Source organism: Terriglobia bacterium (assembly GCA_020073085.1).
GTDB lineage: Bacteria > Acidobacteriota > Terriglobia > JAIQFV01 > JAIQFV01 > JAIQFV01.
The window spans coordinates 193,302-219,794 of the sequence record JAIQFV010000001.1 but is presented as its reverse complement, the minus strand read 5'-3'; the positions used below and the strand labels follow the sequence as shown (position 1 = coordinate 219,794).

At 56.3% G+C, this 26,493-nt stretch carries 23 protein-coding genes; 15 read left to right on the top strand and 8 right to left on the bottom strand.

Going from position 1 to position 26,493, the window contains the following annotated elements:
* Positions 1 to 4 precede the first annotated feature (4 nt).
* Together LAO21_00900 and LAO21_00895 are read right to left on the bottom strand one after the other, a co-directional pair.
* Positions 5 to 391, bottom strand: a complete 387-nt coding sequence (locus LAO21_00900) for a response regulator (protein ID MBZ5551246.1) — start codon at positions 389 to 391, stop codon at positions 5 to 7.
* 10 nt (positions 392 to 401) lie between these two features.
* Entirely contained in the window at positions 402 to 1,790 is a 1,389-nt protein-coding gene (locus LAO21_00895) for a HAMP domain-containing histidine kinase (protein MBZ5551245.1), read from the bottom strand.
* Positions 1,791 to 2,450: 660 nt separating this feature from the next.
* On the opposite strand from LAO21_00895, the gene LAO21_00890 reads away from it, so the two are divergent.
* Positions 2,451 to 3,779 (top strand): cytochrome ubiquinol oxidase subunit I, encoded by a 1,329-nt coding sequence (locus LAO21_00890; protein ID MBZ5551244.1) that lies wholly within the window; start codon positions 2,451 to 2,453, stop codon positions 3,777 to 3,779.
* A gap of 129 nt (positions 3,780 to 3,908) precedes the next feature.
* Entirely contained in the window at positions 3,909 to 4,949 is a 1,041-nt protein-coding gene (gene cydB / locus LAO21_00885) for a cytochrome d ubiquinol oxidase subunit II (GenBank protein ID MBZ5551243.1), read from the top strand.
* Between the two features lie 152 nt (positions 4,950 to 5,101).
* Here cydB and LAO21_00880 read toward each other — a convergent pair whose 3' ends face one another.
* Together LAO21_00880 and LAO21_00875 are read right to left on the bottom strand one after the other, a co-directional pair.
* Complete coding sequence (locus LAO21_00880; GenBank protein ID MBZ5551242.1) at positions 5,102 to 5,425, bottom strand: helix-hairpin-helix domain-containing protein; 324 nt, start codon at positions 5,423 to 5,425, stop codon at positions 5,102 to 5,104.
* Between the two features lie 214 nt (positions 5,426 to 5,639).
* Positions 5,640 to 6,587: a DUF2520 domain-containing protein gene (locus LAO21_00875; GenBank protein MBZ5551241.1), complete on the bottom strand. Its 948-nt coding sequence runs from the start codon at positions 6,585 to 6,587 to the stop codon at positions 5,640 to 5,642.
* 170 nt (positions 6,588 to 6,757) lie between these two features.
* Between LAO21_00875 and LAO21_00870 the strand changes: the two genes are divergently transcribed.
* The 12 genes from LAO21_00870 (at position 6,758) to LAO21_00815 (ending at position 19,446) form a co-directional block, all read left to right on the top strand.
* Complete coding sequence (locus LAO21_00870) at positions 6,758 to 8,266, top strand: aldehyde dehydrogenase family protein (protein MBZ5551240.1); 1,509 nt, start codon at positions 6,758 to 6,760, stop codon at positions 8,264 to 8,266.
* Positions 8,267 to 8,383: 117 nt separating this feature from the next.
* Positions 8,384 to 8,761 (top strand): DUF4440 domain-containing protein, encoded by a 378-nt coding sequence (locus LAO21_00865; GenBank protein MBZ5551239.1) that lies wholly within the window; start codon positions 8,384 to 8,386, stop codon positions 8,759 to 8,761.
* 279 nt (positions 8,762 to 9,040) lie between these two features.
* Positions 9,041 to 10,129: a GDP-mannose 4,6-dehydratase gene (locus LAO21_00860; protein MBZ5551238.1), complete on the top strand. Its 1,089-nt coding sequence runs from the start codon at positions 9,041 to 9,043 to the stop codon at positions 10,127 to 10,129.
* A gap of 9 nt (positions 10,130 to 10,138) precedes the next feature.
* Complete coding sequence (locus LAO21_00855; protein ID MBZ5551237.1) at positions 10,139 to 11,095, top strand: GDP-L-fucose synthase; 957 nt, start codon at positions 10,139 to 10,141, stop codon at positions 11,093 to 11,095.
* Positions 11,028 to 12,560, top strand: a complete 1,533-nt coding sequence (locus LAO21_00850) for a glycosyltransferase (protein ID MBZ5551236.1) — start codon at positions 11,028 to 11,030, stop codon at positions 12,558 to 12,560. The genes LAO21_00855 and LAO21_00850 overlap by 68 nt, the downstream gene beginning before the upstream one ends.
* A gap of 97 nt (positions 12,561 to 12,657) precedes the next feature.
* A complete protein-coding gene (locus LAO21_00845) occupies positions 12,658 to 13,461 on the top strand; it encodes a class I SAM-dependent methyltransferase (GenBank protein MBZ5551235.1) in 804 nt (267 codons plus the stop codon).
* A 255-nt stretch (positions 13,462 to 13,716) separates the two neighbouring features.
* A complete protein-coding gene (locus tag LAO21_00840; protein MBZ5551234.1) occupies positions 13,717 to 14,844 on the top strand; it encodes a DegT/DnrJ/EryC1/StrS family aminotransferase in 1,128 nt (375 codons plus the stop codon).
* Between the two features lie 66 nt (positions 14,845 to 14,910).
* The gene (rfbD, locus tag LAO21_00835) at positions 14,911 to 15,840 is read left to right on the top strand and encodes a dTDP-4-dehydrorhamnose reductase (GenBank protein MBZ5551233.1); all 930 of its coding nucleotides are present in this window, start codon (positions 14,911 to 14,913) and stop codon (positions 15,838 to 15,840) included.
* Positions 15,841 to 15,997: 157 nt separating this feature from the next.
* The gene (locus LAO21_00830; GenBank protein ID MBZ5551232.1) at positions 15,998 to 16,459 is read left to right on the top strand and encodes an Rrf2 family transcriptional regulator; all 462 of its coding nucleotides are present in this window, start codon (positions 15,998 to 16,000) and stop codon (positions 16,457 to 16,459) included.
* Positions 16,460 to 16,660: 201 nt separating this feature from the next.
* Complete coding sequence (locus LAO21_00825) at positions 16,661 to 17,374, top strand: urease accessory protein UreH (protein MBZ5551231.1); 714 nt, start codon at positions 16,661 to 16,663, stop codon at positions 17,372 to 17,374.
* 192 nt (positions 17,375 to 17,566) lie between these two features.
* Positions 17,567 to 18,763, top strand: a complete 1,197-nt coding sequence (locus LAO21_00820; protein MBZ5551230.1) for a Xaa-Pro peptidase family protein — start codon at positions 17,567 to 17,569, stop codon at positions 18,761 to 18,763.
* 353 nt (positions 18,764 to 19,116) lie between these two features.
* Entirely contained in the window at positions 19,117 to 19,446 is a 330-nt protein-coding gene (locus LAO21_00815; GenBank protein ID MBZ5551229.1) for a hypothetical protein, read from the top strand.
* A gap of 59 nt (positions 19,447 to 19,505) precedes the next feature.
* On the opposite strand, the gene LAO21_00810 is transcribed toward LAO21_00815, so the two are convergent.
* Positions 19,506 to 20,906 carry an MFS transporter gene (locus LAO21_00810; GenBank protein ID MBZ5551228.1) on the bottom strand — a complete coding sequence of 467 codons (1,401 nt, stop codon included), beginning with the start codon at positions 20,904 to 20,906 and terminating at the stop codon, positions 19,506 to 19,508.
* A 337-nt stretch (positions 20,907 to 21,243) separates the two neighbouring features.
* Between LAO21_00810 and LAO21_00805 the strand changes: the two genes are divergently transcribed.
* Positions 21,244 to 23,481, top strand: coding sequence for a S9 family peptidase (locus tag LAO21_00805; GenBank protein MBZ5551227.1), 2,238 nt, complete (start codon positions 21,244 to 21,246; stop codon positions 23,479 to 23,481).
* A gap of 72 nt (positions 23,482 to 23,553) precedes the next feature.
* On the opposite strand, the gene LAO21_00800 is transcribed toward LAO21_00805, so the two are convergent.
* From LAO21_00800 to LAO21_00790, 3 genes are all read right to left on the bottom strand, one after another.
* Positions 23,554 to 24,657 (bottom strand): hypothetical protein, encoded by a 1,104-nt coding sequence (locus LAO21_00800; protein ID MBZ5551226.1) that lies wholly within the window; start codon positions 24,655 to 24,657, stop codon positions 23,554 to 23,556.
* Between the two features lie 250 nt (positions 24,658 to 24,907).
* A complete protein-coding gene (locus LAO21_00795; protein ID MBZ5551225.1) occupies positions 24,908 to 25,345 on the bottom strand; it encodes a hypothetical protein in 438 nt (145 codons plus the stop codon).
* Positions 25,346 to 25,646: 301 nt separating this feature from the next.
* Positions 25,647 to 26,342: a hypothetical protein gene (locus tag LAO21_00790; GenBank protein MBZ5551224.1), complete on the bottom strand. Its 696-nt coding sequence runs from the start codon at positions 26,340 to 26,342 to the stop codon at positions 25,647 to 25,649.
* Positions 26,343 to 26,493: the final 151 nt, after the last annotated feature.

Below are 26,493 nucleotides of genomic sequence, written 5' to 3'. Positions count from 1 at the left end.
CCGCCTAGTAAGTTAAAATCGCCCCACAGGCCAGCCGTTCCACGCGCCGCTTCAACTCCTCGTTTCGGAACGGCTTGGGCAGAAAGTCGTTGGCACCCACCTGCATGGCGGTAATCTTGTCTTTCACGTCCTGCTTCCCCGTCAACATCAAAACCGGCGTGTCCGCAAGCTCCTTGATCTGGCGGAGAATGCGACAGACTTCCCAACCGCTCATGGGTTCCATGAGAACGTCCAGTATGACAAGCGCCGGACGCTCCCGCAATGCCAGCGACACACCGCTCGTACCATCTCCGGCCTCGAGAACGGCGTAGCCCTCTTCCGACAGCACGGTGGCCACGGCCTCTCGAACCCCCGCCTCGTCGTCCACGACAATGATTTTCTTGTTGTCCAAGTCATTCTCCTCAGATGGAGAGCGGAAGGGCCACTGTCACCGTGGTTCCGCGACCTTCGACGCTTTCCAGATGGATAGCCCCCTGGTGTTGCTCGATGATCTTGCGGCTCAAATAAAGACCCAACCCGGTGCCGGCGATCCCTCGGGTCCGCTCACTCTCGGCCCGCGTGAACTTCTCGAATGCGGAGGATATCGACTTCAGCGACATTCCGATTCCAGTGTCGATCACTCTCACCACGGCGAAAAGCTGGGAAGGGTTGGTGGAGCGAGGCGGGGTGGCGAAGAAATCCAGATGGCGTCGTTCCTGGATGTCAATCCCCACTTCAATATAGCCCCCTTCTGGTGAATATTTGACGGAATTACTGATCAGGTTGCTGAAGGCGCGGGCCAGTTTGTTCCGGTCTCCGTATACCTCGACCTCGGCCCGCCGGGACTGGAAGAGGAAGTTGTGTAAGGCGCTCAGGGATTTGTGCCGGTCCACCTGGGACTTGAGCAAGGTCACGAGATCAACGGTCTTGAGGGCTTCCGTCTCAGGAGCGGTTCTCTCGTCAACAATCGCATCCAGGTTCGAAATCATTTCGGACAGTTCGGTCACTTCTTCATCGATTTTCGAAACGATGTCTTCAGTGCTGGTTCCTCGGTGCGGGTCCTTGAGCAGGTCGGTGTACGCGCGCAAGATGGTCAGCGGCGACCGAAGTTCGTGCGAGATGATCGAAAGGTGCTCCCCAACGGCAGACACTCCCTTCGAGTTCTTGCGCGGGGATTCTACCATGGGAACAGTCATCGGGGAAGGAGAAGAACCTTTTCCGGGCGGGGCAATGACCAGGCGGGATCCCTGGGCGAATCCCCGTTCCTTCATGGTTTTTCCTACAAACCCGATGAGATAAACCGCCACGAGGGCTGCCGTGCGCACCCCCAGGCCGGAAAGGTCTTCGGCTTTCCAGAAGCCTAATCGAATGAGAACAGAGCCCGAGCCAGAGGCCGAAGGACCCTGCCCCTGAAAGGAGAGAAGGGGAGAGCACACACCCAGCTCAATAAAAATGAATCCCAGCAGGAGTTGGAGCCGTTCGGAGAACACGGCTGCGAGAATCAACTCGACGAAGTACAGGAGCCCGAACTCACTTTGAAATCCGCCCGTAATCCGAACGACCCAGCTGATGAAAACAACATCCACCAAGATCGCCGCCACGTCGAACCCGCCTCGAAGGAGTTGACTGAGAGGAGTGAAAAACACGAGGAGATGCCAGAGCGCTGCCATCAACAGGACACGGTTGATGGATCGCAACGGTAGGGTGTTGGGTGGATATGTCACACTGGCGAGTAGCACCATGATGATGAAGATTCCGATCCACAGCAATCGAAACTTCACCTGCTGCCCGCTGAGAGCCGAAGTGGTCAAGTAAAACCTTTCTGAGGACCGCTACCCGTCCCCCGGGTTTTTACAGGCCACCAATACTTCTATACTATAACGAAAATATCACATGCAATATCAATATCTTAACTGCCGTGTACGTTAGATTTTCAACTTCAAGCAGGGTAGTTCACTTGTAATCGTCAACACGCGGTGACATGGTGCATATTCAATTCTTCAGGAATATTCTGTGGATTTCTCCAGCCGGATTATTTTTTGGCGGTCTCCCGTAATGAACCTACGAACCCGATCTCAGCCCACCACCTTTGGTGATGACCGTCGGATTGCGGATCGACTCCATGGATTCGCAAAGGAGGTTGAACGTGAAGAATTGATGGGGTAGACTCCTGCGTGATTGGGTTGGATCCAGAAGAAGGTATGGAAGGGTCACGAGCAAAATGTTGAGATGGTTATACACCTTGGGGAGCATTTAATGGGCGAGCTCGCCGGATCACCTCGTCCCAACCTGCCAAACGTCAGAATGACGCCTCGGCGTTCAGGGTAGTCGGAATGTCTAATTCATTCAGGCTTTGTGTTCACCATCAGAATTTGTGCCTCTCTTTCGGCCGGTGATCCCCATTCCGGTTGACCCTTCTACTCGGCACCCGACTCCTTCGGCATCGCGGGTTTCAGGAGGCCCCACATATCATGGAGAGTGCACTCTTAGTCCATCGCCTGCACTTTGCGTTCACCGTCACATTTCATTACCTCTTCCCCCAACTGACCATGGGGTTAGGGTTGTTAATCGTCATTCTCAAAAGCCTGGCCCTCTGGAAAAAAGATGACCGTTACAACGTGGCGGCCCGTTTTTGGGCCCGGATCTTTGCCATCAATTTCGCCCTGGGCGTGGTGACAGGGATCCCCATGGAATTTCAGTTTGGCACCAGCTGGGCGAAGTTTTCGCGGTTTGCCGGGGGCGTGATCGGTCAAACGCTGGCTATGGAGGGCGTGTTTGCCTTTTTCCTCGAGTCCTCTTTTCTGGGGTTGTTTCTCTATGGCGAAAAACGGCTCGGCCGGTGGGGGCACTGGTGGATGGCATTTCTGGTATTCCTGGGCTCCTGGATCTCGGGCTTTTTCATTGTGGCCACTGATGCCTGGATGCAGCATCCGGTCGCTTACACCCAGGCGGCGGATGGCTCCCTGATGCTGAGCAGTTTTTGGGGTCTAATTCTGAATCCCTGGGCATGGTGGCAATATGCCCACAACATGAGCGGCGCTGTCGTCACCGCCGCTTTTGTAATGTCTGCGGTGGGCGCCTTTTATCTGTTGGATCGGAAACATTCCGAACAGGCCAAGATCTTCATCCGGTTGGGTGTCGTGACGGGATTTGTCTTCAGCTTCCTTCAGTTGTTTCCGTTGGGGGATCAGCAGGGCCGGCTGGTGGCACATCACCAGCCTGTCACCCTGGCCGCCATGGAGGCACTCTTTAAGACTGATACTGCAGCCCCACTGGTCGTCATCGGTCAGCCTGACACGGTGTTGCAGAAGATGGACAACCCGATCGTGATTCCGAAAATGCTCAGTTTTCTGACCTACCGCCGATGGGAGGCGGAGGTCAAAGGTCTGGATGCTTTCCCCCGCGACCAGTGGCCCGATAATCTCCCGCTCCTGTACTACAGCTATCACATCATGGTCGGACTGGGGACTCTCTTTATTGCTGCCTTGCTAGTGGCCGTATTCCTCCTGTGGAGAGGGAAGTTGTTCCAATCCAAATGGATGCTCTGGGTTTTGTTATTGAGCTTTCCTTTTCCTTACATCGCGAACACTGCGGGTTGGATTACGGCGGAGGTAGGTCGGCAACCCTGGCTGGTATTTGGACTGCTCCGCACTGAGCACGGGGCGTCACCGGGAATTTCCGCGGGGAATGGATTATTTACTTTGCTCGGATTCATGGGAATGTACCTGGTCATGGGAATTCTTTTCTTGTTTCTGGTCCGTCGCGAATTGGAGCATGGGCCGGATATCCAGGTCCGGTGAGAAATTGTCTCGCGGCTGGAGTGTTTATGTCCCCCGGCGGTATTTCACAGGTGACGGATCGCTGGCCGCCGGTGGCCGACCGCTCCAGTTGCAAACGTGGTTGTTCCAAAGAGACACGAGAGGCCTTTCATGGAAACTTTGTGGTTCATATTGGTTGCAATCATGCTGGTCATGTATGTGGTGTTGGATGGCTTCGACCTGGGGGCAGGGATCATCCACCTTTGGGTCGCGCGCACCGATGGCGAGCGCCAAACGGTCATCAAGTCGATTGGCCCGGTTTGGGACGGGAATGAAGTCTGGTTGCTGGCAGCCGGAGGAACTCTTTATTTTGCCTTTCCTATGCTGTATGCGTCCAGCTTCAGCGGGTTCTATCTTCCGTTGATGATGGTCCTGTGGCTGTTGATGTTGCGCGGCCTCGGGATTGAATTCCGGGCCCACCTCGAGGGCACGGTGTGGCATAGCTTCTTCGACGGCATCTTTTCGTTGTCCAGTGCCTTGCTGGCCATCTTCTTCGGCGCGGCGCTGGGCAACGTTTTTCGAGGAGTTCCCCTGCAGGCGGACGGATATTTTTTTGAACCTCTCTGGACCAACTTCCTGGTGGGGCCCAATGCCGGCGTGCTCGACTGGTACACGGTTTTGATCGGGGTGTTTGCTTTCCTGGCGCTCGCCTCGCATGGGGCGCTCTATGTGGCCGCCAAAACCGTGGGAGAAATAAACTTGCGCGCCCGGCAGGCCGCTGCACGCGCCTGGTGGGGAGTGGCTTTCCTGACCGTAGCGTCGCTGCCCGTGACTCTGAACATTCGTCCGGAACTCTACGACAATTACCGGGCGCACTGGTTTGGCTGGCTCATTCCCGTCCTGGTGTTCGCGGGGCTGGTCGGAATGTTCTATTTTCGTTCTCTTGGGAATGACAAAGCTGCTTTTGTGTCATCCAGTGCGTACCTGGCCGGGATGCTTGGAGGCGCTGCCTTCGGAATGTACCCCAATGTATTGCCGGCCAGTACAGACCCTCGATTTAATCTGACGGTTCACAACACGGCCTCCGGCCACTACGGTCTCAGCGTGGGCCTCGTATGGTGGGTCATTGGAATGGTTCTAACGACCGGATACTTCGTCTATCTTTACCGGCTGTTTCGAGGGAAGGTAACCAACACGACGGAGGGATATTAAAGAAGAGAGCCGGTCGAATTCAGGATCGGGCCCGTTCGATTGTTGTCACGATGTTGCCCCGCATCATCGGGCGTGCTCCTCCAAGCCGCAATCCACGGGAGCCGTCCAAGAAATCCTCAGGCGGGAACACCCCCTCCTTCAGGTCCTTCAATTCACTTGGTCTTCTGTGGTTTTCCTGGATCAGGCCCCAGCGACATTCGGGGCAGAATCTGCTGGAGACGTTTTTCGCTGATGCCTCGGATGATGAGCAAATCTTCAAGGCGCCGGAAGGGACCGTTCTTTTCGCGAAATTCAACAATTCTTCGAGCGGTGACTTTTCCAATTCCGGGCAGCGTCGCCAGTTCTTCCACGCTGGCATGGTTGATGTCGACCAGATGAATCCTTTCGGATCCCGCTTTTTTGCTGGCATAGGATGGCGTCGGACTCGAGAGGAGAAGTCCCAGCGCCAGGACCGATAGCAGGGAGAGGAGCCACATCAATATTTCAGGCGCGAGGCGGGTCAGACGGCCCTGGACCGATTCGCTCAATTCCTCAGAAGTCGGCAGGATACCTGCCCTGCCGACTCCGCCAAGGGGTGAATTCACCGCAAGAGTTCTACGGATACATTGCTCGATCATGTGTACCAACCGTCTGTGCCTTCCGCCGAAAACTCCGGTCCCACTTTCAAACCGGGTCCATCACTCCAGGAAGTCAATCTCGTCTCGAGCGACGCCTTCCTGTTAGAGACTTTCCCGTCAGCAGCCTTCTGATCGAATCCGACTTCGCTTTGGAGATGGAGGTCCCCACCAGTTCGAGCAGCCGGAGTGACAGAGACCTGTAAAGGGTCCCGTACTGCGGAGCGACCTTGGAGAGTGCCTGAATATGTCCCGCAATGGTCGGGGCATCTCCCCGGGAGATCGGGCCGGTGATGGTCTTCCGGAGGTCCGAGTTCTGAGCCACTTCGACGGTAGCATTCACTATGGGCTTCAGCATGGCGCGCGCGGTTCTCTCATCGATCCCAATCTTTCCATAAAGCTCGTATGCCACTGAGAGGGGGGCAAGCAGGGCGCCACAGGCGAAGGTCCCCGCGCAATGATAAAGGGGTCTGTCCCTCGCTTCGAGCTTGACGAGGCGGCCGCCCAGCGCACGGACCAACTTCCGGGCCACAGCTTCAGTCCCGCGGTCCCCTTCAAAGGTGAAGAAAATTCCCTTGACCCTCTTCACTCCTTCGACGGGTGAGGGAAAGGTTTGCAGGGGGTGAAGCGATGCGATGCGGGCTCCTTTCGTGGACAGGGCCCCCAGTTCCCGGGAAGAGAGGGCGCCACTCGTATGAAAAATGATCTTGCCCTCCCAATTGACAGGAAGGCGGGACAGGAGGAGGGCAGTGGGAGCGATGGAAGCATCCGGGGTCGTGATGAACACAATCCGAGCAGCAGGGAACAGGTCCGTGGTGATCCGGTTGCTTGCGCGCCGTGCACTCGTAAATCGCCGGGCAGCCTTGGCGCGGGGCAGGGTCCGGCACACCACGCTGTCGATCACGAAGCCCTGGTCGGACAGGAGTCGACCCAGCGTTTGTCCGACTCGCCCGCCACCGATGATAACGACGTGCAGTTCCGGGGAGCGGTCAGGTCGCTTTGTTGACGCCCACTTTTGTTTCAAGTAACATCCTGCCTTCGTAGAATTTTCCAATCAGCCGCCGCATGGGTTGATTCTAACACAGCTGAATTCTGCCTGAGATTTCGGGGCGAGCGCATCCCCCGGGAAGGTTGGGCTCGGAGGACGATATGAGCATACCTGCCGTGGAGAGTGAGCAACAGTCCGTTTCACAAATGAAGAAGACCTTTCCCGTTGTCAATCCCGCCACACTGGAGAAGATCGCAGACGTGCCGGTTGTCGAGCCGGATGAAGTGAAAATTGCAGTGGCGAAGGGGCGCGATACGTTTGAGAGTTGGCGCGAACTTTCGTTCCGGGAACGGGCACAGATCCTGGTCGCCGTGCGAGACCGGGTGCTCGATCAGGAAAAAGAGATCATCGACACGATTGTCGCAGAAACCGGCAAGACCCGGACCGAGGCACTCTCGGCGGAGATTATGTATGTGTGCGCGGCGATCGAGTATTACACGAAAAATGCGGAAGAGTTCTTGCGGGATCGTGTCCATCCGATCGGCTTGGTTCTGCTCAAAACCAAGCGGGTCCGCACATCGCATCTGCCCCGCGGGGTGGTGGGGATCATCGCTCCCTGGAATTTTCCTCTATTGATGACCTTGGGAGAATCGATTCCGGCCTTAATGGCAGGGAATGCCGTCGTCATCAAGCCCTCTGAATTCACGCCGCTTTCCGCCCTCCTCGGGCAAAGGTTGGCGGAACAGTCCGGGCTCCCCAAGAACCTCCTGCAGGTGGTGACTGGTTTTGGCGAGACAGGGGAGGCCCTCATCGACTATGCCGATCAGATTGCCTTTACCGGGAGTGTCGCGACCGGCAAGAGGGTGATGGCGCGCGCGGCCAATACGTTGAAGCCGGTGACATTAGAGCTGGGCGGCAAGGATCCAATGATCGTCCTCCGTGATGCCAACCTCGAGCGGGCCGCAAATGGGGCGGTTTGGGGGGCCCTTTCCAACTCCGGACAAATTTGCATGTCGGTGGAGCGCGTGTATGTCGAGGAACCGATCGCCGAGGCTTTCATCGCCAGGGTCGTCGAGAAAGTGAAGGGTCTGCGGCAGGGAATTGACACCCATTTCAATGTGGATGTGGGCTCGATGACCATGTCCCGACAACTCGAGATTGTCGAAGACCATGTTGCCGACGCCGTCGCGAAGGGCGCGAGAATCCTGGCGGGGGGGAAGAGAAATCCCAACTTGTCCGGCCTCTTTTATGAACCCACAGTTCTCGTGGACGTGGACCACTCGATGAAGATTATGACCGAGGAAACTTTTGGCCCGATCATCCCCATCATGCGCGCTAAAGACGCTCCCGAGGCATTGCGCCTGGCGAATGAGTCAAGATACGGGCTCAACTCCAGCATTTGGACACGCGACAGAAGCAGGGCCAGGACCCTGGCGCGGCGCATGGAATCCGGCAGCGTCTGCATAAACGATTGCCTGGTAAACTACCTGGCGACGGAGGTTCCTTTTGGCGGCGTCAAGGAAAGCGGAATTGGCTTCCGGCACGGGGAGGGTGGAATCCAAAAGTACTGTTTTGTGCAGAGCGTGCTGGAGGACCGGATCGGGTTACGGCGGGAAATCAACTGGTACCCCTACTCCAAGAACTTCGCCACCCTCCTTTCACGCGCCCTGAAGGTGCTTTACCACTCCCGCTGGCTGAGGAAATTTCGTCCTTGAATGCCCCGTCAGTCCGGGTTTTTCTCGACGACTCGGGTTTGGGATTTCAGTTCGCTCTCTCGATAAACTCCCCTCGGATTATGCCCTCTTCTCTTCGACCCATTGAAGGGATTCAACATGCCATGGACCAGGCCTGAAGATTTGCACCCTCAATTTACCGAAGCATTCAATTCCGGGGAAATCGAACCCCTCCTGGCCTTGTATGAGCCCGAAGCGACCCTGGCTGGCAATTCTTCTGGACAGGACGCCCATGGTTTGGCTGCGATTCGAGAGAGATTCGCGCGGCTTCTGGATCTACATGGGAAGATGACCATTGAAACGAGGTACTGCCTTCAGGCGGGAGAGGTGGCCTTGCTGAGTGGAAAGTGGCATTTGACTGGCAATGGGCCGGATGGAAAACCGATCGACAGGGAAGGCCAATCCATCGAGGTCGTCCGACGTCAACCCGACGGCCGATGGCTTTATCTGATCGACCATCCCTTCGGCGCGGATTGAACCAAGCGGTAAGTGAGCCCCCACCGGCATCGAGGATCTTTCCTCGGATCCCCGCGCGCGGGCTGTATGGCCGTTTCTTTGAGTTAGCCAAGGTGTTTGTTTCAACCCGGGCACGGTGAGGAATGGCTTTATGGGACATAACTGTGTAAAATGCGATGGGTCGGGTCGCAGGCCGTTTCTTCAGGATGGTCAGAGGAATCCCGCCCTGTTCCTGATGGCTCAACGCGGAGACAAGATTCGCGGGCGTGTTCGTTTGCTTACCTTTAAAGGGTCCCATTTATGAAGAGCCTGGCCAACGAGTATAAGGGCCGAACTGCTCTTATCACCGGGGCAGACGGGTTTATCGGCTCCCACCTCACGGAGACTCTGGTCGAATATGGCGCTGATGTGCGGGTATTTGTCCGCGCCACCTCCAGTCATGAGCTCCGAAACATCAACCATCTGCGGGATCGAATCAGAATCTATCGCGGAAACCTGGTCGACAAGCATTCCGTCGATTTGGCGGTGCGCGACTTGAAGGATGGCCGGGACACCATCATCTTCCACCTCGCCGCGCAGGCCCATGTGGGCGAGAGCTGGGAGCGCCCCTATGACACCGTTTATTCCAATGTCCTCGGCACGCTGAACCTCCTGCAGTCGATCGTTGACAACGATGTTCCAATCTTCAAGCTGGATACTGCGGGCACCTCAGAGGAATATGGCAATGTGAACGAAGCCGTGAAGAGCCAGCACGACTTTCATGAGAACGGAAGTGTGATCCTTCATGAGCGTTCCCCCTTGAATCCCAAAAGCATTTATGCAACCTCCAAGGTGGCTTCCGACTTTCTGACGATGAATTATTACGATGCCTACCGGCTCCCGGGCGTCACCACACGCATGTTTAACAATTACGGTCCTCGCCAGAACCCTCGTTACGTGACCGGCACGATCATCAGCCAGGCGCTCTTGCGGGATGTCATTGAACTTGGTTACGTGAAAGCGCGGCGGGATTTCTGTTACGTCGACGATGGGGTTCAAGGCCACTTGAGCGTGGCGCTCTATGGCCGTCCCGGAGAAGTCTATACTTACGGCCAGGGGGAGAACATCTCCATCGAAGACTGGTATCGCCTGATTTTCAGAATCGGCGTGCAGGAAGGGTACTGGAAGGAAAAACCCCTGCACATCGTGGAGCAACGGTTTCGTCCTGGGACGAGCGATGTGGAGGAGTTGTTGGTCGGTTATCAAAAACTGCACCAGGTCTCGGGATGGAAACCCCAGGTCTCCTGGGAGGAGGGCATCCGGCGGACCATCCGCTGGTACTCAGAAAACGTCGGAGAATGGATCGGACGAGTGGACTGGGTGCAACCGCTCGCGATGAAGGAGCAGTAGGATCTTTTCATGGGTTTTTGGTCGAACCGATCGGTGATGGTGACGGGAGGGGCGGGCTTCCTTGGCTGCTATGTGGTCGAGAAGCTCAAGTCCCGCGAATGTTCCCGGATCTTTGTTCCGCGAAGCCGGGAGTTCGACCTGCGGGACCGGCAGGTCATCCGGCGCTGCCTGGACCAGGCTCATCCCGATTTGATTATTCATCTCGCCGCCGTCGTCGGGGGTATCGGGGCGAACCGCCGGAACCCGGGAAGATTCTTCTATGACAACTTGATCATGGGCGTCGAGCTGATGGAAGCTGCCCGCCTCCGGGGTGTGGAGAAGTTTGTCGCCATCGGCACGGTCTGTGCCTATCCCAAGTTTACTCCGGTCCCGTTCCGCGAGGAGGACCTGTGGAATGGATATCCGGAGGAGACCAACGCACCGTACGGACTGGCGAAGAAGATGTTGCTGGTTCAGTCGCAGTCGTATCGCGAAGAGTACGGTTTCAACTCCGTTTTTCTGCTCCCGGTCAATCTGTATGGTCCGGGGGATCACTTTGATTTGGAGGCTTCGCACGTCATCCCGGCGCTGATCCGCAAATGCACGGAAGCCGTAGAGAGCGGAGCCCCGGAGATCACCGGTTGGGGAGACGGAAGCGCCACCCGGGAGTTTCTTTATGTGGAGGATTGTGCCGACGCCATCCTGTTGGCGGCGGAGCGCCATAACGAGTCGTCTCCCGTCAATATCGGCGCCGGATTTGAGATTTCAATTCGGGACCTGGTTCAGAAAATTGCCTCCTTCACCGGTTTCACGGGCTCGATCCGATGGGACCACTCCAGGCCCAATGGCCAGCCTCGCCGCAGGCTCGAAATCTCTCGCGCCGAGCGGTTATTCGGGTTCAAGGCGACAACTTCTCTAGATGACGGACTCAAAAAAACAATCGAATGGTATCGACACGCTGACCGCCGCACCCTCCAGCGCGCCTGATGCCCCTGCCGGGTCTTCCTCCCCCCACACCACCCGGCTGAAGGCCTATTTTGAGGCCAATGCCTACCGCCGTGACCGCTGGAAGCGGCGAAACCCTTATTACTACCGCGAGATGGAAAAATTCTATCGGTTCGCCATCGCGGAGGGAGGGCGGGTGCTCGAAATCGGGTGCGGGACGGGAGACCTTCTGAACGCCGTCGCGCCCGGATGGGGGGTGGGGATTGATTTCAGCGAATCGATGCTCTCCATTGCGCGGTCCAAGTATCCGTACCTTGAATTCAAGAGGATGGATGCGCATCAGCTGACTCTCGAGGAGTCCTTTGATGCGATCATTCTTTCGGATCTTATTGGAGACCTCGAGGACGTGCTCACGGTGTTCCGGCAGTTGCACAAGGTTTCAATCCCTGAGACCCGAATCATCATCAGCTACTACAACTATCTCTGGGAGCCGGTCCTGAAGCTGGGGGAACGGCTGCATCTGAAGACCAAGCAGTCGCTGCAAAACTGGCTGCCTATGGCCGATGTCACGAACCTCCTGGAACTCAGCGGGTTCGAACTGGTGAAGCGCGGCACCCGTCTCCTGCTCCCTTTGAACATACCACTCCTGTCGTGGATCCTGAACAAACTCATTGCCCCCCTTCCCCTGATGCGACATTTGTGTCTGGTGGAGTACATCGTGGCAAGACCCTCTGCATGCAGCTCTGGCGCCTGTCACAGCCCGGTGGAAGGAGCGAACGCGAAGTGGTCCTGCACAGTGGTGATCCCGTGCCGCAACGAGGTGGCCAACATTGAGGCTGCGGTGGCACGCATCCCCACGTTGGGCCGTCACACGGAGATCATTTTTGTCGATGGCAACTCCACGGATGGAACGGTTGAGAAGATTCATGAGGTGATCACGCGGTTCGACGGCGAAAAGGACATCAAACTCATCCCCCAGGGGGCAGGCAAGGGCAAAGGGGACGCCGTCCGAAGGGGATTTGCCGCTGCCTCCGGGGATGTGTTGATCATTCTGGACGCCGACCTCACGGTTGTCCCGGAGGATCTGCCCAAGTTCTTTGAACCCCTGGCGACGGGGAAAGCCGAATTCGTGAACGGTTCGCGGTTGGTTTATCCCATGGAAAAACAGGCCATGCGTCTTCTGAACCTGCTGGCCAATAAGTTTTTCAGCTTGGTCTTTACCGGGATCCTGGGACAACGAATCCGGGACACCCTGTGTGGAACTAAAGCCCTCCATAAGGACACCTACGAGAAGATTGCCGCCAATCGCAGCTTCTTTGGGGAATTTGATCCGTTCGGCGATTTCGACCTGCTATTCGGGGCGGCGAAACTCAATCTCAAAATTGTGGAAGTGCCCGTCCGTTATCACGAGCGCACTTATGGGACGACCAAGATCAGTCGTTTCCGCCATGGCTTGCTCTTGTTAAGGATGGCGGCGCTGGCCTTTCGAAAATTCAAGCTGGGTTAGGCTCACCTCCCGGAGTCCATGCGAGTGGTGGGCCGATCAACTTGTACTCCTCCAAAGGAAGGATTCCAAAATTCTTCATGGAAACTTAGAGTCCCCATTGATCCCTCCCGACAAGTTCTCGACCATTCAGTCCCTCTATTTTGAAGCCGCGGATGCCCGGCGGTTTCACCATCAGACAAGCGCCCCCTATTTTTCAGGGACGGAGAAGGCCTTGTTGGACGGCGTTCAATCCCGCCGGGGGCAACGACTCCTTGAAGTGGGGTGTGGCGAAGGAGGGAATCTATCCTTTCTTCAAGAAACCGAGTCCGAGTTGTTCGGAATCGATCTTTTTCCGAACAAGCTCGTCTTCGCACGGGTCCAGCTTTCGCGGTGCCGTTTCGCTTGTTCGAGTGCGGACCATCTGCCTTTCCCCGGAGAGTCCTTTGATATCGTCCTGTGCCGTGACGTCCTGCATCATGTGGCGGACCGCGCGGCAACTCTAAAGGAAATTTTGCGAGTCTGCCGGCCAGGAGGAAGGATTGTCATCATCGAGCCCAATGGGAGGAATTTTATCGTGCGGTTACAGATCTGGCTGGTCAAAGCAGAGGCCGGAATCAAGCGCAACTCGCCGCAGGCCCTGCAGGATCTCATACACCGCGAAATGGGCTTTTCACCGGTGCTGCAATTCCGACAACCCTTCCCGGTGTTTCGGATGATTCTGCATTACCGCTTTGGTGCCCCGAGCTTGGGGCGATGGCGGGCGGTTCAGAAATTGTTAGATACGATAACCCGAGTTGCCACAAGGCTCATTCCGCCGTCACGTTGGGCTTATCTGGTCTTTGAAATGGAAAAGCCGCAGCCGGACAGTTCAATGGATGCGAAGCGGGAGGGGAGCGCTGGACCAGGCGCATTGGAGATCTGAGGCCGGTCACCAACCTGAAACGGGACGGTTGTTGCGGCCGTGAGCCGGACACGGCGTCCCGGAGAAGCAAAGGAGATTTTGGTTCCCATCCGTGCATCTCGCTTCTTCGTTGAAGAGGAGCCTCACAAGAGTATAATCGCTTTTTCTTTGGTGCAGTGGCGGAGACTGGGAGCTGACAGCCGGCCATTACATCATCGGGAGACAGTTTCCTCACGGAGGTCAAAGCAGCCGGTCATGGAAAAATCATCCGTCCTGATGAAAGTCCCCGCAGTGGATTTGCGCGCTCAGTACGCGCGTCTTCGCGAGGAGATGCAAAAAGCGATCCACGAAGTCCTCGAATCGCAGGGCTTCATTCTCGGACCGAAGGTCGAAGCGTTGGAAAAGGAGATCGCCAGCTACTGTCACACGGCGTACGCAGTGGGCGTGGCCTCGGGAACCGACGCACTCCTCCTCGGTTTGCGTGCAGCGGGAATAGAGCGCGGCGAGGAGGTCATTACCTCGCCCTTTACCTTCTTTGCGACCGCCGGTGCGATCTACAACGCGGGGGGAGTCCCGGTTTTTGTGGATATTGACCCCGTGACATTCAACCTCGATCCCCGGCAGATCGAAGCGAAGATGACTCCCCGGACGAAAGCCCTCATTCCCGTCCATTTGTTCGGGCAGCCGGCTGACATGGAGCCGATCCTTGAACTTGCCCGGAATCGGGGCGTGAGGGTTCTTGAGGATGCTGCGCAATCCATTGGGGCGGAGTACCGCCTCCGGGGGAGCTGGCAGAAAGCGGGGTCCATGGGCGATCTGGGGTGCATCAGCTTTTTCCCGTCCAAGAACCTGGGAGGCCTCGGGGATGGAGGCATGGTGGTCACCCATGACGAACATCTGCGAGACCAGGTGATGCTCCTCAGAATGCATGGGGGGCGCACCAAGTACGTCCATGAAATCGTCGGCTATAACAGTCGGCTGGACGCCCTTCAGGCGGCGGCGCTCAGCGTGAAGTTAAAATACCTCGACGAGTGGTGCAACGCTCGGCGCTTGCGTGCCGGGACTTACGACGCCTTGATTGCCCGATCGGGGCTCGGAATGAAGGTGAAGACTCCGATGATCCAACCTTACGCAAAGTCCGTTTTCAATCAGTATGTCGTGCGCGCGGAGCGCCGGGACGAACTGCAGAAATTCTTGCAGGGCCGCGGGGTCTCGACAGCCGTTTATTATCCCATCCCGTTACACCTGCAGGCTTGCTTCAAGTACTTGGGGTACAAAGAGGGCGATTTCCCGGCCACCGAGGCGGCCTGCCGTGAAGTGCTGGCTCTCCCGATGTATCCCGAGTTGACCGAGGCCATGCAGGAATATGTTGTGACGCAGCTTTCGGAATTCTATGCCTCCTGAGAGGGGAGGACAGAGGCAAGATTTCCGTCTAATGGTTTGCATGCTTCGAGCCGGAAGAGCAGGGATATGAAAGTCATTATTATTGGGGCCAATGGGCAGTTGGGAGGCGAGCTAGCCGCTGCCTTCGAGAATGAGACGGTCGTTGCGCTCGGGCACAAGGACCTTGACATCGCCAACTATGATTCGGCGGAACGGCTATTCGGCCGGGCCTATCCCGACGTCGTCCTCAACACGAGCGCGTATCATCGGGTCGATTTGTGTGAAACGGTCCAAGAAAGAGCCTTCGCCGTCAATGCGTTTGCGGTCCGACACCTGGCCCAGCTTTGCCGCAAGCATGATGCCCTGTTCGTCCACACTTCCACCGATTACGTTTTTGACGGAGCCAAGGGTGCCCCCTATACCGAGGAGGATGCCCCCAACCCGCAGAGTGTTTACGCCACTTCAAAACTGGCGGGTGAATTCTTTGTGAAACACAACTGTCCTCGCCATTTTATCATCCGGACATGCGGCCTCTATGGCGACGCCGGGCGCAGCAGTAAAGGCTACAATTTCGTGGACCTGATGTTGCGACTGCAACGCGAGCAACAACCGATCCGCGTGGTGAACGACCAGGTGCTGACCCCGACGCGGGCCGCCGAGGCCGCTCGCAAGATCCGTGAATTGGTCCTGTTTGAACGAGATCGCCGCACGGAAATACCCCCCGCCGGAGCCCAGGGATCACTCTATGGCGTGGTTCATGTCACGGCGCAGGGGGAGTGTTCCTGGCACGAGTTTGCCCGCGCCATCTTTGAGGAGGCAGGGTTGAAGGCAAATCTGACGCCAACGACCTCTGAAAAGTTCGGGGCCGCTGCCAAGCGCCCGACTTATTCCGTCCTTGCCCATTCTAAATTAGCGCGTTACGGGATGGACGACATGGAGTTCTGGCGGGACGGACTTCGCCTCTATCTGGCGGAGCGGCGGCTCCGGCCCGCAGAGCCAGGGCCCATCCTGGCCTGAACCCATGCTCCGGCGCGATTCCCGGGCGAGGAGAACGCCTTCCCTCTCCTCCCTGAGTCTTTCCCCCTCACCCAGCTCCCACTCGATGAGAGTAGCTTGACGTTTACATAAATGGTAGAATTGCCCAGCGGAGGCTTGACTAGGGGAAAGGAGGCGTATGTTTCAACTCACCCGAGCAAGTGATTATGCATTGCGAGTCATGACGCGACTGGCTGAGTTTCCTCGGGGCAACATTGTTCATTTGCCCGCATTGGCTTATTCCGAAAATATTCCCTCTCATTTTCTTTCAAAGATACTGCAACAATTGACACACGCGCGTTTTATTAAGTCACATCGAGGTGCGGCGGGCGGTTATTCATTAGAGAAGGATCCGGCAGAAATTTCCCTTTTAGACGTTATTGAAGCGATTGAAGGTTCGATTGTTTTGAATCAGTGTCTCACCCCCGGGATTGAATGTGAACGCATGTCCTGGTGCTCGATTCATGAGGTTTGCGCGGAAGCGCGCGCAAGTGTCCTGGAAATCTTCCGGCGTGTGACGCTGAAGGACGTTTTGTTGAAGAACCGGTCCAACCGGGAGGCGATCCACCCCGCCAGCGTCGGAAAAGTCGCCGTCGTCTGATTCCATTCCGGGGCATTTTATTCGTAACGAAGGGTGCCGCTGTTGTATCGGGGAAGAGTGGTCGACTCGGTCGATCACGGTGGAGGGGAATCCCTGCGATTTTCCGGTCAATCCGGTTGAAAGTGTCGGCTCCCCGGTGTAATCTTCCGCTGACTTTTTGAAGGGAACTGCTCGCTTCCTGTTTTCAACCATGGGTGATCGATGTCTCCTTCCTTGGTAGTGACCATAAGCCTCGGGTTCGTGTTCGGTTTGAAGCACGCTTTGGATGCTGACCACCTGATCGCCGTCTCCACTATTGTGAGTGAGCACCGCAACCTCTGGAAATCGGCCCTGGTCGGCGGACTGTGGGGTCTGGGTCACACCGCCTCGTTGATGATGGTTGGAGTTCTGGTTCTGGTTCTGCGCCTTTCGATCCCCGCGAAAGTGGCGTTGTCGTTCGAGTTTTCCGTGGCCTTGATGCTGATCCTGCTCGGCGCCAATGCCCTTTGGAAATTCCGGCGCGGGGAACATCTCCATTTACATTCCCATCAGGAGGGCGGCCCCCTCCATATTCATTTTCACTCACATTTGAAGTCCCCCGATGCCGCGGGTTCGCACCACTCCGTCACCCTGGGGAAAAAGCCGCTGTGGGTAGGTATGGTGCACGGGCTGGCCGGGAGCGCGGCGCTCACCCTGCTGGTGCTGACGACGTTGCCTTCGCCGCTGTACGGGCTGATTTATATGTTGGTGTTCGGGGTGGGCTCCATCGCCGGCATGTTGGTCATGAGCACCGCCATCAGCTTGCCGTTTATCTTTACCGCTCGCAGGTTTGACCGGTTCAACCATCAGATCCGCCTTCTTGCCGGCACGATGAGCGTTCTGTTTGGGTGCTTTCTGGCTTACCACATTGCCATTGTCGACCGATTGTTCCGGTAGCTCCGCAATCCATCGTCTCCCCGGGCGACTCGGGAGGGCGACGAGGTTGCCGGAGTGCCCGCCCGCACGAAATCCTTCATATTCTTCGCTCCGCTGTTGCAGACTTGAGTCCGTTCCCTTTTTAAATCTGCTATACTGATTTCCGGAATCCAGGCAACTAACATCAAATAATCCTTTGGGGAGAATTGATTCATGAGCATCGACATTGCCGGCATTCAGGCTGCGCTGAAGGACTACAAAATCGACGGATGGCTGATGTATGACTTTCAAGGAGGCAATCCCATTGCCCGCAAGGTCGTCGGGTGGAAGGAAGGAACGATGTTAACCCGACGCTGGTGGTTTTGGATTCCTCCCTCGGGCGAGCCGGTGCGATTGCACAGTGTCATTGAACCGACAAACCTGGACTTTCTTCCCGGCAAGAAGATCCTGTTTCTGAGCTGGCGCGACATGACCGAACATTTGAGGGAAATGATGAAGGGTGCCACGACCATTGCAATGGAATATTCCCCTCAATGTGCCATTCCTTACCTCTCACGGGTGGATGCGGGCACGATCGAACTGATCCAATCCCTCGGGAAGAAGGTGGTCAGCTCGAAAGACCTCGTCCAGTTCTTTGAATCCCGATGGAGTGAAGAGCAGCTGGCCATGCACCATGAGGCCGAGAGAAAACTGATGGCCATCAAGGATGGCGCCTATGCCGAGATCGGCGCCCGCTTGAGGCGCGGGCAACAGACCACGGAGTACGAGATTCAACAGTGGATGTGGGAGCGTTTTGAAGTCGAGGGGCTGACCTCCTACGATGCGCCAATCGTCGCGGTCAATGAAAACAGCGGCAATCCCCACTACGGTCCCACCCGGGAGAAACACAAGGAGATCCGGAAGGGGGATTTCGTTTTGATCGACTACTGGGCCAAGTTGAAGAAGCACGATTCGGTCTATGCCGATTACACGTGGACCGGTTTTTGCGGGAGAAATCCGAGCCAGCGCCATCGCGAGATATTCAATGTAGTGGTCGGAGCACGCGATGCGGCGGTGGAGTACCTGAAACAGCGGGCTGGCCGCAAGGAGACGCCCTACGGCTGGGAGGTGGATGACGTCTCCCGGGGTCATATCGAGTCCAAGGGCTATGGAAAATTTTTCATTCATCGCACCGGGCACAATATTGGATTGGAAGTCCATGGCAACGGGGCCCACATCGATAATCTGGAGACTCAGGACGACCGGAAACTGATCCCGCGGACCTGCTTCTCCATTGAGCCGGGTGTCTACCTGCCCAACGAATTCGGGGTCCGCAGCGAGATCGACGTTTACATGGGGGATAACTTCGAGATCCGCGTCACCGGTCAACCCATTCAGCGGGAACTGGTGCTGGTGGATGTGGGGGAGTGATCGGGCGGGGTGATTGAAAGAGGTATTTGAGGATCTGAAAGACGCCTGCGAATGAAGTCAGAGGTCAGAAGTCGGAAGTCAGAAACCAGAGGCAGGAATTCAGAAGTCGGAATTCGGAGGTCAGAAGTCAGAAGCCGGAAAAAGCACTGGGGCTTTAACTTGGAACTTGGACCTGATTTCTCGACTTTGGACTTTGGACTTTGGACTTTGGACTTTGGACCTTGGACTTTGAACTTTGAACTTTGGACTTTGGACTTTGGACTTTGGACCTTGGACTTTGAACTTTGAACTTTGGACTTGGAACTTTGGACTTTGAACTTTGGACTTGGAACTTTGAACTTTGAACTTTGAACATGAACTTTGAGGCGTCTTCAGTTTTTCCGGGTGACTGGACCCCCCTGCTTCAGCGGCGTGAGCCCTCAGATCTCGCTTTTGTCCTTCGGGATGAAGTGCGGGACCTGTATGCCTCCATCCCGGAAGTAAAAATGGTCCTGGTACAACGCAGCGGGGATGGTTTCTCCCAGTGCGACGTGTGGCTTTATTTTGAGATGTACGGGTGGGACGACGATCTGATGGATGAGATGATTTACCGGGAGTTCGTTTTGAAAGAATTTGAACAGGACTCCGCAACGGCCTTTTCCTTCCACTACATTCCGTTTGCTATTCCCCTTTTGAATCTGTAGGACTGTGCCTCTTCGAAAACCGGCATACCGTGTCTCTGTGCCCCGGTGTTCGTCAGTGTTCAGCGGGTGGCATGTTCGTTGGCTTGCCCCGGGCGGACGATCTTGTTGTAGATCGCAAGAAGCACGGCGGTCGCCAGGCCAACGGCGGTCACCGCGAACCAGATGCGAGCGGGTTGGTGTGTGACTTCGCCGAAATGGTGCACGATGCTTCCGCCAAACCATCCGCCGATGAGCGAGCCGATGCCGATCGGCAAAAACGCGAAGCCCATGTAGGTGCCTTGCTGGCCTGGGGGCGCCAGGCGCGAGATGTACTCGTAATAGCGCGGCGACTGAATGATCTCGCCCAGCGCGAGCACAACCAGTGACAGCACCGCGCCCCAGATAGTGGGGCGGAATGCAAGAATGAGCCACGCAACGGATGAGATGACGGTGCCGAGGATAACCGCGGGGAACGCGGGAATCCTACGCGTCAAGTAATTCACGACAATGGTCAGCACGATCACAACGAGGCCGTCGGTGATGAGGATTGCCTCGACGGGAGCGGTGGCGTCGATGTAGTTGTGAATATAGCCGGGCAGGCTGATGAATTCCTGCCAGAAGACGATCCAATATCCGGTGAACAGCACCAGGAACCACATGAAGCGGCTCATGCCCGCCATCGCGAGCACGAGAATGACGATCCAGATCCACCAGGGCACCGCGACTCCGGCGAGCGAAGCGGCCACAAGTCCCAGGGCGACAAGGAGCACCGGTAAGACCAGCTTGTAATTCCCCAGCACGATGCAGAAGTTGCGCGCCACCTCGGCGACCGAAGGAGGCGGTCTGTCGCCGGCCTTGCGTGGTTCGCGGAAGAAGAGCAGCACCACAAAGAACATTGCGAGCACGCTCAAGGCGGCGATGCGATAGACCTTTTCCACGCCGAAATTGCGGTGGGCCCAGTTGGCCACCAAGGGGCCGGCGGCGCCGCCGATATTCACCATGGTGTAGTAAATCGAATAGCCGATGGAACGCACGTTTTCATTCGAGGCACGCGCCGTGGTGCTGACGACGCATGGCTTCACCAGCGAAACGCCGAGCGCGGGAAGAATGAGGATGAAGCCGACAAACAGGCCCAGCGGAACCGCATTGCGTAAGGGGGCAAGCCAGGGCGCGCCGATGGAGCCGATCAGAAAGTAGGCGGTGGCGAGGATGAAGTAGGCGATCGACAGCGCGCGGCGGAATCCGAGGCGGTCGGCGGCGGCCCCCCCGAAAATGGCAAGGAACCACACCATGCCGCCGAAAATGCCGGTCAGGGTGCCGGTCTGCGTCGTGGAGAAATTCAGTTTCTCCTGCAGGTACAAAGCGAGCGAGGCGAAGGCGCCGTAGTAGGAAAGGCGCTCGAAAATTTCGGTGATATTGGCCACCCAGAAGGAACTTTGAAAACCCACCCTCACTTCCTGCAACCGGTCTTTGAATCCCACGGGAATGTCCTCTCAGAATTGATTCTGTTCAACCCGATCAGGAATCCGATGTTTTCAGAGCGGGAATCTTAGGGTGACCAGGGTTTGGCAGCCGCGATGGGCGCATTTCCCATCGCGGGCTCTTGCAGGAGGGGCACATCTAACCATGAATTAGTCCACCAGGCAATTGTGGCGGCCTCCTCGCGAGGTCCCTTGAGATCCTCATGAGTCATAAATATCTTTGAATCCCGAAAGTGCTGGGCTATGCTGTGACGCCTCACTCAAACGAGGGGAATTATAAACGGTCTGTCAAACCAACCCATCAAATATTCGATGCTCACCGGGAGGAAATGAAAAAATGTCAAGCCGCCTGCGGAACTTGATTGTGCTGATCGGAGTGTTTTTTGTTTGTCTGCCGGTTCTGGCCCAGCAGAAACTTTTGACGCTGGACGAGATTTACAGCCCGGATCCGAAGGTTCGGGTCAACTTCAACGGCAATCCCCCCGCGGGGCTGCGCTGGATGAAGGACGGCATTCACTATCTTTGGACCAAGCGCCCGCCGGGCGCCGAGCGGCCACAGGGAGCGGGAGCGCCGCAGGGCCAGCTGATGCGGGTCAATGCGATGACAGGGGAGGAGGAACCCTTCTTCGACACGGCCAAGATGGAGGCTGCCTTTGCGAAAGTTCCCGGGATGAGCGCCGATCAGGCCCGCCAGATCGCCCATCGCGGCAACTACGAAATGAATGCCGAGGCGACCGCGGCAGTCATTAATTTTTCCGGGGACCTCTTCTATTACCCGTTTGGTGGCGAGGTGGCAGTGCGATTGACCAACAGCCTTGATCCGGAGGAAGACGAGGAGTTTTCTCCCGACGGGAAGCTGATAGCGTTTGTTCGCAAGAACAATCTTTACGTCGTCGATGTGGCAACCCAGAAGGAACGGGCGTTAACCAGCGATGGGAACGCAACCCTGCTCAATGGGCGGCTCGATTGGGTCTACCAGGAGGAAATTTACGGACGCGGCAATTATGGCGCTTTTTGGTGGAGCCCGGATTCCTCAAAGCTGGCCTATCTGAAGCTCGACGAGTCTCGCGTCAAAAACTTTCCGGTCGTCGACCATATCCCGTACGATCAGGTCCTCGAAGACACGAAATATCCCATTTCGGGAGAGCCCAATCCGGCGGCTGAATTAGGGGTCGTCAACGCCGCGGGGGGCGCGACGCGGTGGGTGAATAATTTTAAGTACCATGGAGGGGAGTTTCTGATCACGCGGGTAGGGTGGACTCCCGACAGCAAGAAACTCGTGTACGAAATTCAGGACCGCGAACAGACCTGGCTCGATCTCAATGTCGCAGCTTCCCCCGATTCACCGGAGACTCTGGTTCATGAGGCGTCCAAAACCTGGGTGAATGTTTCGGAACTTCCTACCTGGCTGAAGGACGGTTCGTTCCTGTGGGAGAGCGAGCGGACGGGGTGGAGCCATTTGTATCACTACGCCGCCGAGGGAAAGCTGGTAGGGGCAGTCACCTCGGGGGAGTGGGAGGTCCGCAAATTCTTTGGCGTGGATGAGGACAATGGATTTGCTTACTTCTCATCCAACGAATACAACCAGGTGGGGAATCAGTCCTACCGCGTGAGGCTCGATGGGACAGGCCGCACCCGGATCACTCAGGGAGAAGGCAGTCACAATCCAAATTTCAATCCCAAGTGTTCGCATTACATCGATTCCTGGAGTGATATCCACACCCCCACGCAGGTGCGATTGTACAAGTCCGATGGAACGTTGGTCCGGGCGATTGACGAGAACAAGGTGGAGAAGCTCAAGGAGTACAAGCTGGCTCGCTGGGAATTTCTTAAGGTCAAGACGCGCGACGGTTTCGAGATGGAAGCCACGATGTTAAAGCCCCCGGATTTCGACCCCGGCAAAAAGTATCCCGTTATGAGTTACACCTATTCGGGTCCTCACGCCCCGAGCGTCCGGGACGGCTGGGGCGGGCCGGGCAATATGTGGTATCAGTTGCTGGCCCAGAAGGGATACATTATCTGGATCTGTGATAACCGCAGTGCCAGCGGCAAGGGAGCTCAATCGGTCTGGCCGATTTATCAAAATTTTGGGGAGCTGGAACTGCGCGACCTCGAAGACGGCGTGGCGTGGTTGAAGATGCAGCCGTATGTGGATGGATCCCGCATTGGTCTGTGGGGCTGGTCCTTTGGCGGGTTCATGACCAGTTACACCCTGACGCACTCAACCAGTTTCAAGATCGGCATTGCGGGCGGAAGCGTCACCGACTGGCGCGATTACGATTCGATTTATACGGAGCGCTACATGCGGATGCCGCAGAACAACGTCGAGGGATACAAGAAAACGGCACCGCGGGCCGCCGCGAAGGATCTTCACGGCAAGCTGCTGCTGATTCACGGGGCCATCGACGACAACGTCCACATGGCCAATACCATTCAGTTTATTTACGATCTGCAGAAAGCCGGAAAGCAGTTCGAGCTGATGCTGTATCCCAAATCGCGCCACGGCGTGGTCGACCCGGCCCTGGTTCGCCACATGCGCGAAATGATGACCGATTTCATCTTGAAGAATTTGTGAAGGACTCAGCCGGCCGCGACGGGCGCACGCTCAGTCTCTCCGCGTCGTCTGTGTTCATCTGTGTCCAAAGCCTTATTTCCGGAAATTCTCCGGCGCCAGGGTGCGGCCGAGGGCGACGCGCGTGAAGACGAGCGACTCGGCCAACTGGCCGGCGATGTAGCGATCGATCCGGAACGGGAATTTGACGGTCGCGCCGGGATCTGCTGCCTTGGCCGTCGGCTTTGCTGAAAACGGGTCGGGGGTCGCGAGGGGAACGTCACGGTAGTCCGAAAACTCATAGACCTCGGTGAGCGCGACCGGTTGATTTGAAAACGGATCGGTCGCGGTGTCGTAATCAAATTCCATGCGCGTGACCAGCGAAGTGGCGTCGTCAATGTAATAGCGCGTCGATTGCCCCGGCGCGCCGCCTTGGGGACCATGCCCGTTTCCGGATGAATCGGCGACTTCAATGACCTTCCTGTTCCTGGCGGCCTCAAAGGCTGGAGTGGGATGGGCTCGATCACGATGTCCATTGGCATTCCCGTTTCCATTGTCGTTGCCATTATCGGCAGCTCCGTTCGCCCCTTGCCCCTGTGCAGCAAACCTGTCGGTGAGGTCTGCGAGGTTCTTGCCATGCTTGCGGAAGTTGAACAACGCCTCCAGGGAGCGCTCGGTTTGGGATTCAATGAAGCGCTGGACATGGCCTGCCGCCTTCGTGCTGAGGGGGCCAGCCGAGTGCCACTGGTCGTTGCCATCGGTTCCTTCGCGTGTGAGGATCCTTTCAGGGGAGCGAGGATTGACAAAAGAGGATTGCAGTGCTGTTGACCCGTCTGGGGAGGCGTCGGGCGCCTTGAAAACGAATCGTTGGAGCTTATCGCCCTTGGAGCCGCCTCCCGCAGGATCAGCCTGGTGAATCACGGTCACCGGAAACGTCTGTTGGGATTGCAGAGTGTCGCTGGTCGCCGCGGACGATTCTGCCGACTGACGATAAATGGTCACCGTTCCCTGGGCCACCCAGGTCTTGACGGCCCCCTTCTGCCAGCCGTCGCCATGCGCCATGCCCGCTCGATCCGCGTGTGCCGCGGCAGAATTGCCCTGCGCCCAACAGGTCGTGGAGACAGACAACAACAGGATAATGAGGCTAACGAAATCACCACTAACTCTTATAATCTTTGCAGAGCCATTCTTTCTTCTCATGTGCCACCTCGTGATGCAGTCATTTTCCGGATTTCCTTCGCTTCGATGAGTACCCCTTTCGAGTCATTAGCAATTGCCCAGCCAATTCCTGTGGCGCGAGTCTTAAGCCCCATGAGAATTGCGTTTCAACTCATGCTTATCGCAGAGAACCAACTCGCAGTTAGGTTCTTCGGTTTCTCCGTCTGACTCTTCTCTTGTAGCAAGCCCCCGTTTCGCAATGAATGCGGTGTGTGTGCCACAACGGCAATGCTTACCTTCTGGGAAGGTCTTTCACCCACTTTGCATACTGCTCCTTTGTATGGATCCTTGTATGCTCGATCCTTTTCTTCAATGGTGCATCCTTGATGGAGAGTTCCAGGTACTTCAGAACGAACAAAGTTGTTCTCGGTTCCCGATCAGACACAATCTCAGAAGGACCTGCAAAAGCCGCGGAGAAAACCACGAGTACCCCATCGATCTCGCTCACTGTAAGATTCTTTTCTCCCAGAATCTTCGTTACAATCACTGCAGCGGCATCGCACATGCCTCCGAGAACCTTGTGGTCATGCCCATAGAGAAGACCGGACTCTATCTCTCGTCTGATCACTCGTTCTGGAGTCTCCATCTCTCCTGGGGCGGTTGATGACTGAGCATGGATAACGATGGAAAACATGACAAAGCTCAGGATTGTGAATAACATCCTTTTCATAGTTTACCTCGAAGCCAAGACATCGGAGCCCCTGCCCGGACTTGTAATGTTGTTTTTGATCGACCCGTGTCCAAAGCTCTCCACGCCAGGCCCCGTGACTGTCCACATGCAGGTTCGCACAGGATAGGATTTGCCGTCAGGTCTGATTATGGCTATGTTTTGCGGGAAAGTTTGACCGGGTTCGGAAAGAGGGATAGGGGAGCATATCCCGAACGGGCTGTTGGAAACAGTTGGACTTGAAGGAGATCCGCGTTCTGTGGTCACTTGCAACTCCTGCCAGCGGATGATGTCACGATAAGCGCTATGGCGTGTGCCGCTCATTGGCCCACCATGTTTTCCATAAATTTGTGTAGAAACTGGGCTTCTTGTCGAAGAGATACATACTGGGTGCATAATCGCCTTCGTATTTGCCAAGAATCTCAGCAAGTGTAATCACAGCGAGATATTTGATATCGCTATCCGAGTCATCCAGTCGTTGAACCAAGACGGGAACGCTATGGGGACTCTTAATTCCTCGCAGTGCACGCATCGCTCCGTCCCTGATCAACGCAAATCTTGAGCTACACAGCAACTCGAGGTGTGATAGAGCACGCACATCTCGAATCTGGGCCAAGTCTGTATTGATGTTGATCAGGGCCAGTGGCCCACGATCGCCTTTATATGCGTCCAGGTATCTCACTAACCTCTCGACGCTCTCAGGTGTCTTCGTCGTGAGCAAGACAGCCAATGCTAGAAATGCGACGTCAGGATCCTTGGAATCGGATAGCGGAAGTATGCTTGATACTGAATCTGGGGTAAGAGTATCAAATCCGTGGAGTAGTCGCAACGCACGGATTTGATCTTCTCGATTTTGTTGATTTGCGACAAACATCAACGCGGCCTGAAGCTTGCCTGGCCCTAACTGTCCTGATTGCGGAGGTAATGACTTAAAGGGAATCGCTGCCAGAAAAGTATCAGCCCATGCATATGTTGCAGATGGAGTCGCCTTAAGAAACATGAGGGCTGTCTCTCCCTTCCAAACCGTTGGCTGGGTTATCGAATAGCACGCTTGATCCTGATCGTACTCGACGACTAGTGATGCCAGACTGTATTGGCTTGTCTTATACCAATCTCGCACAACAATGTCTGCGCTCATTCGAGCTGGGCCT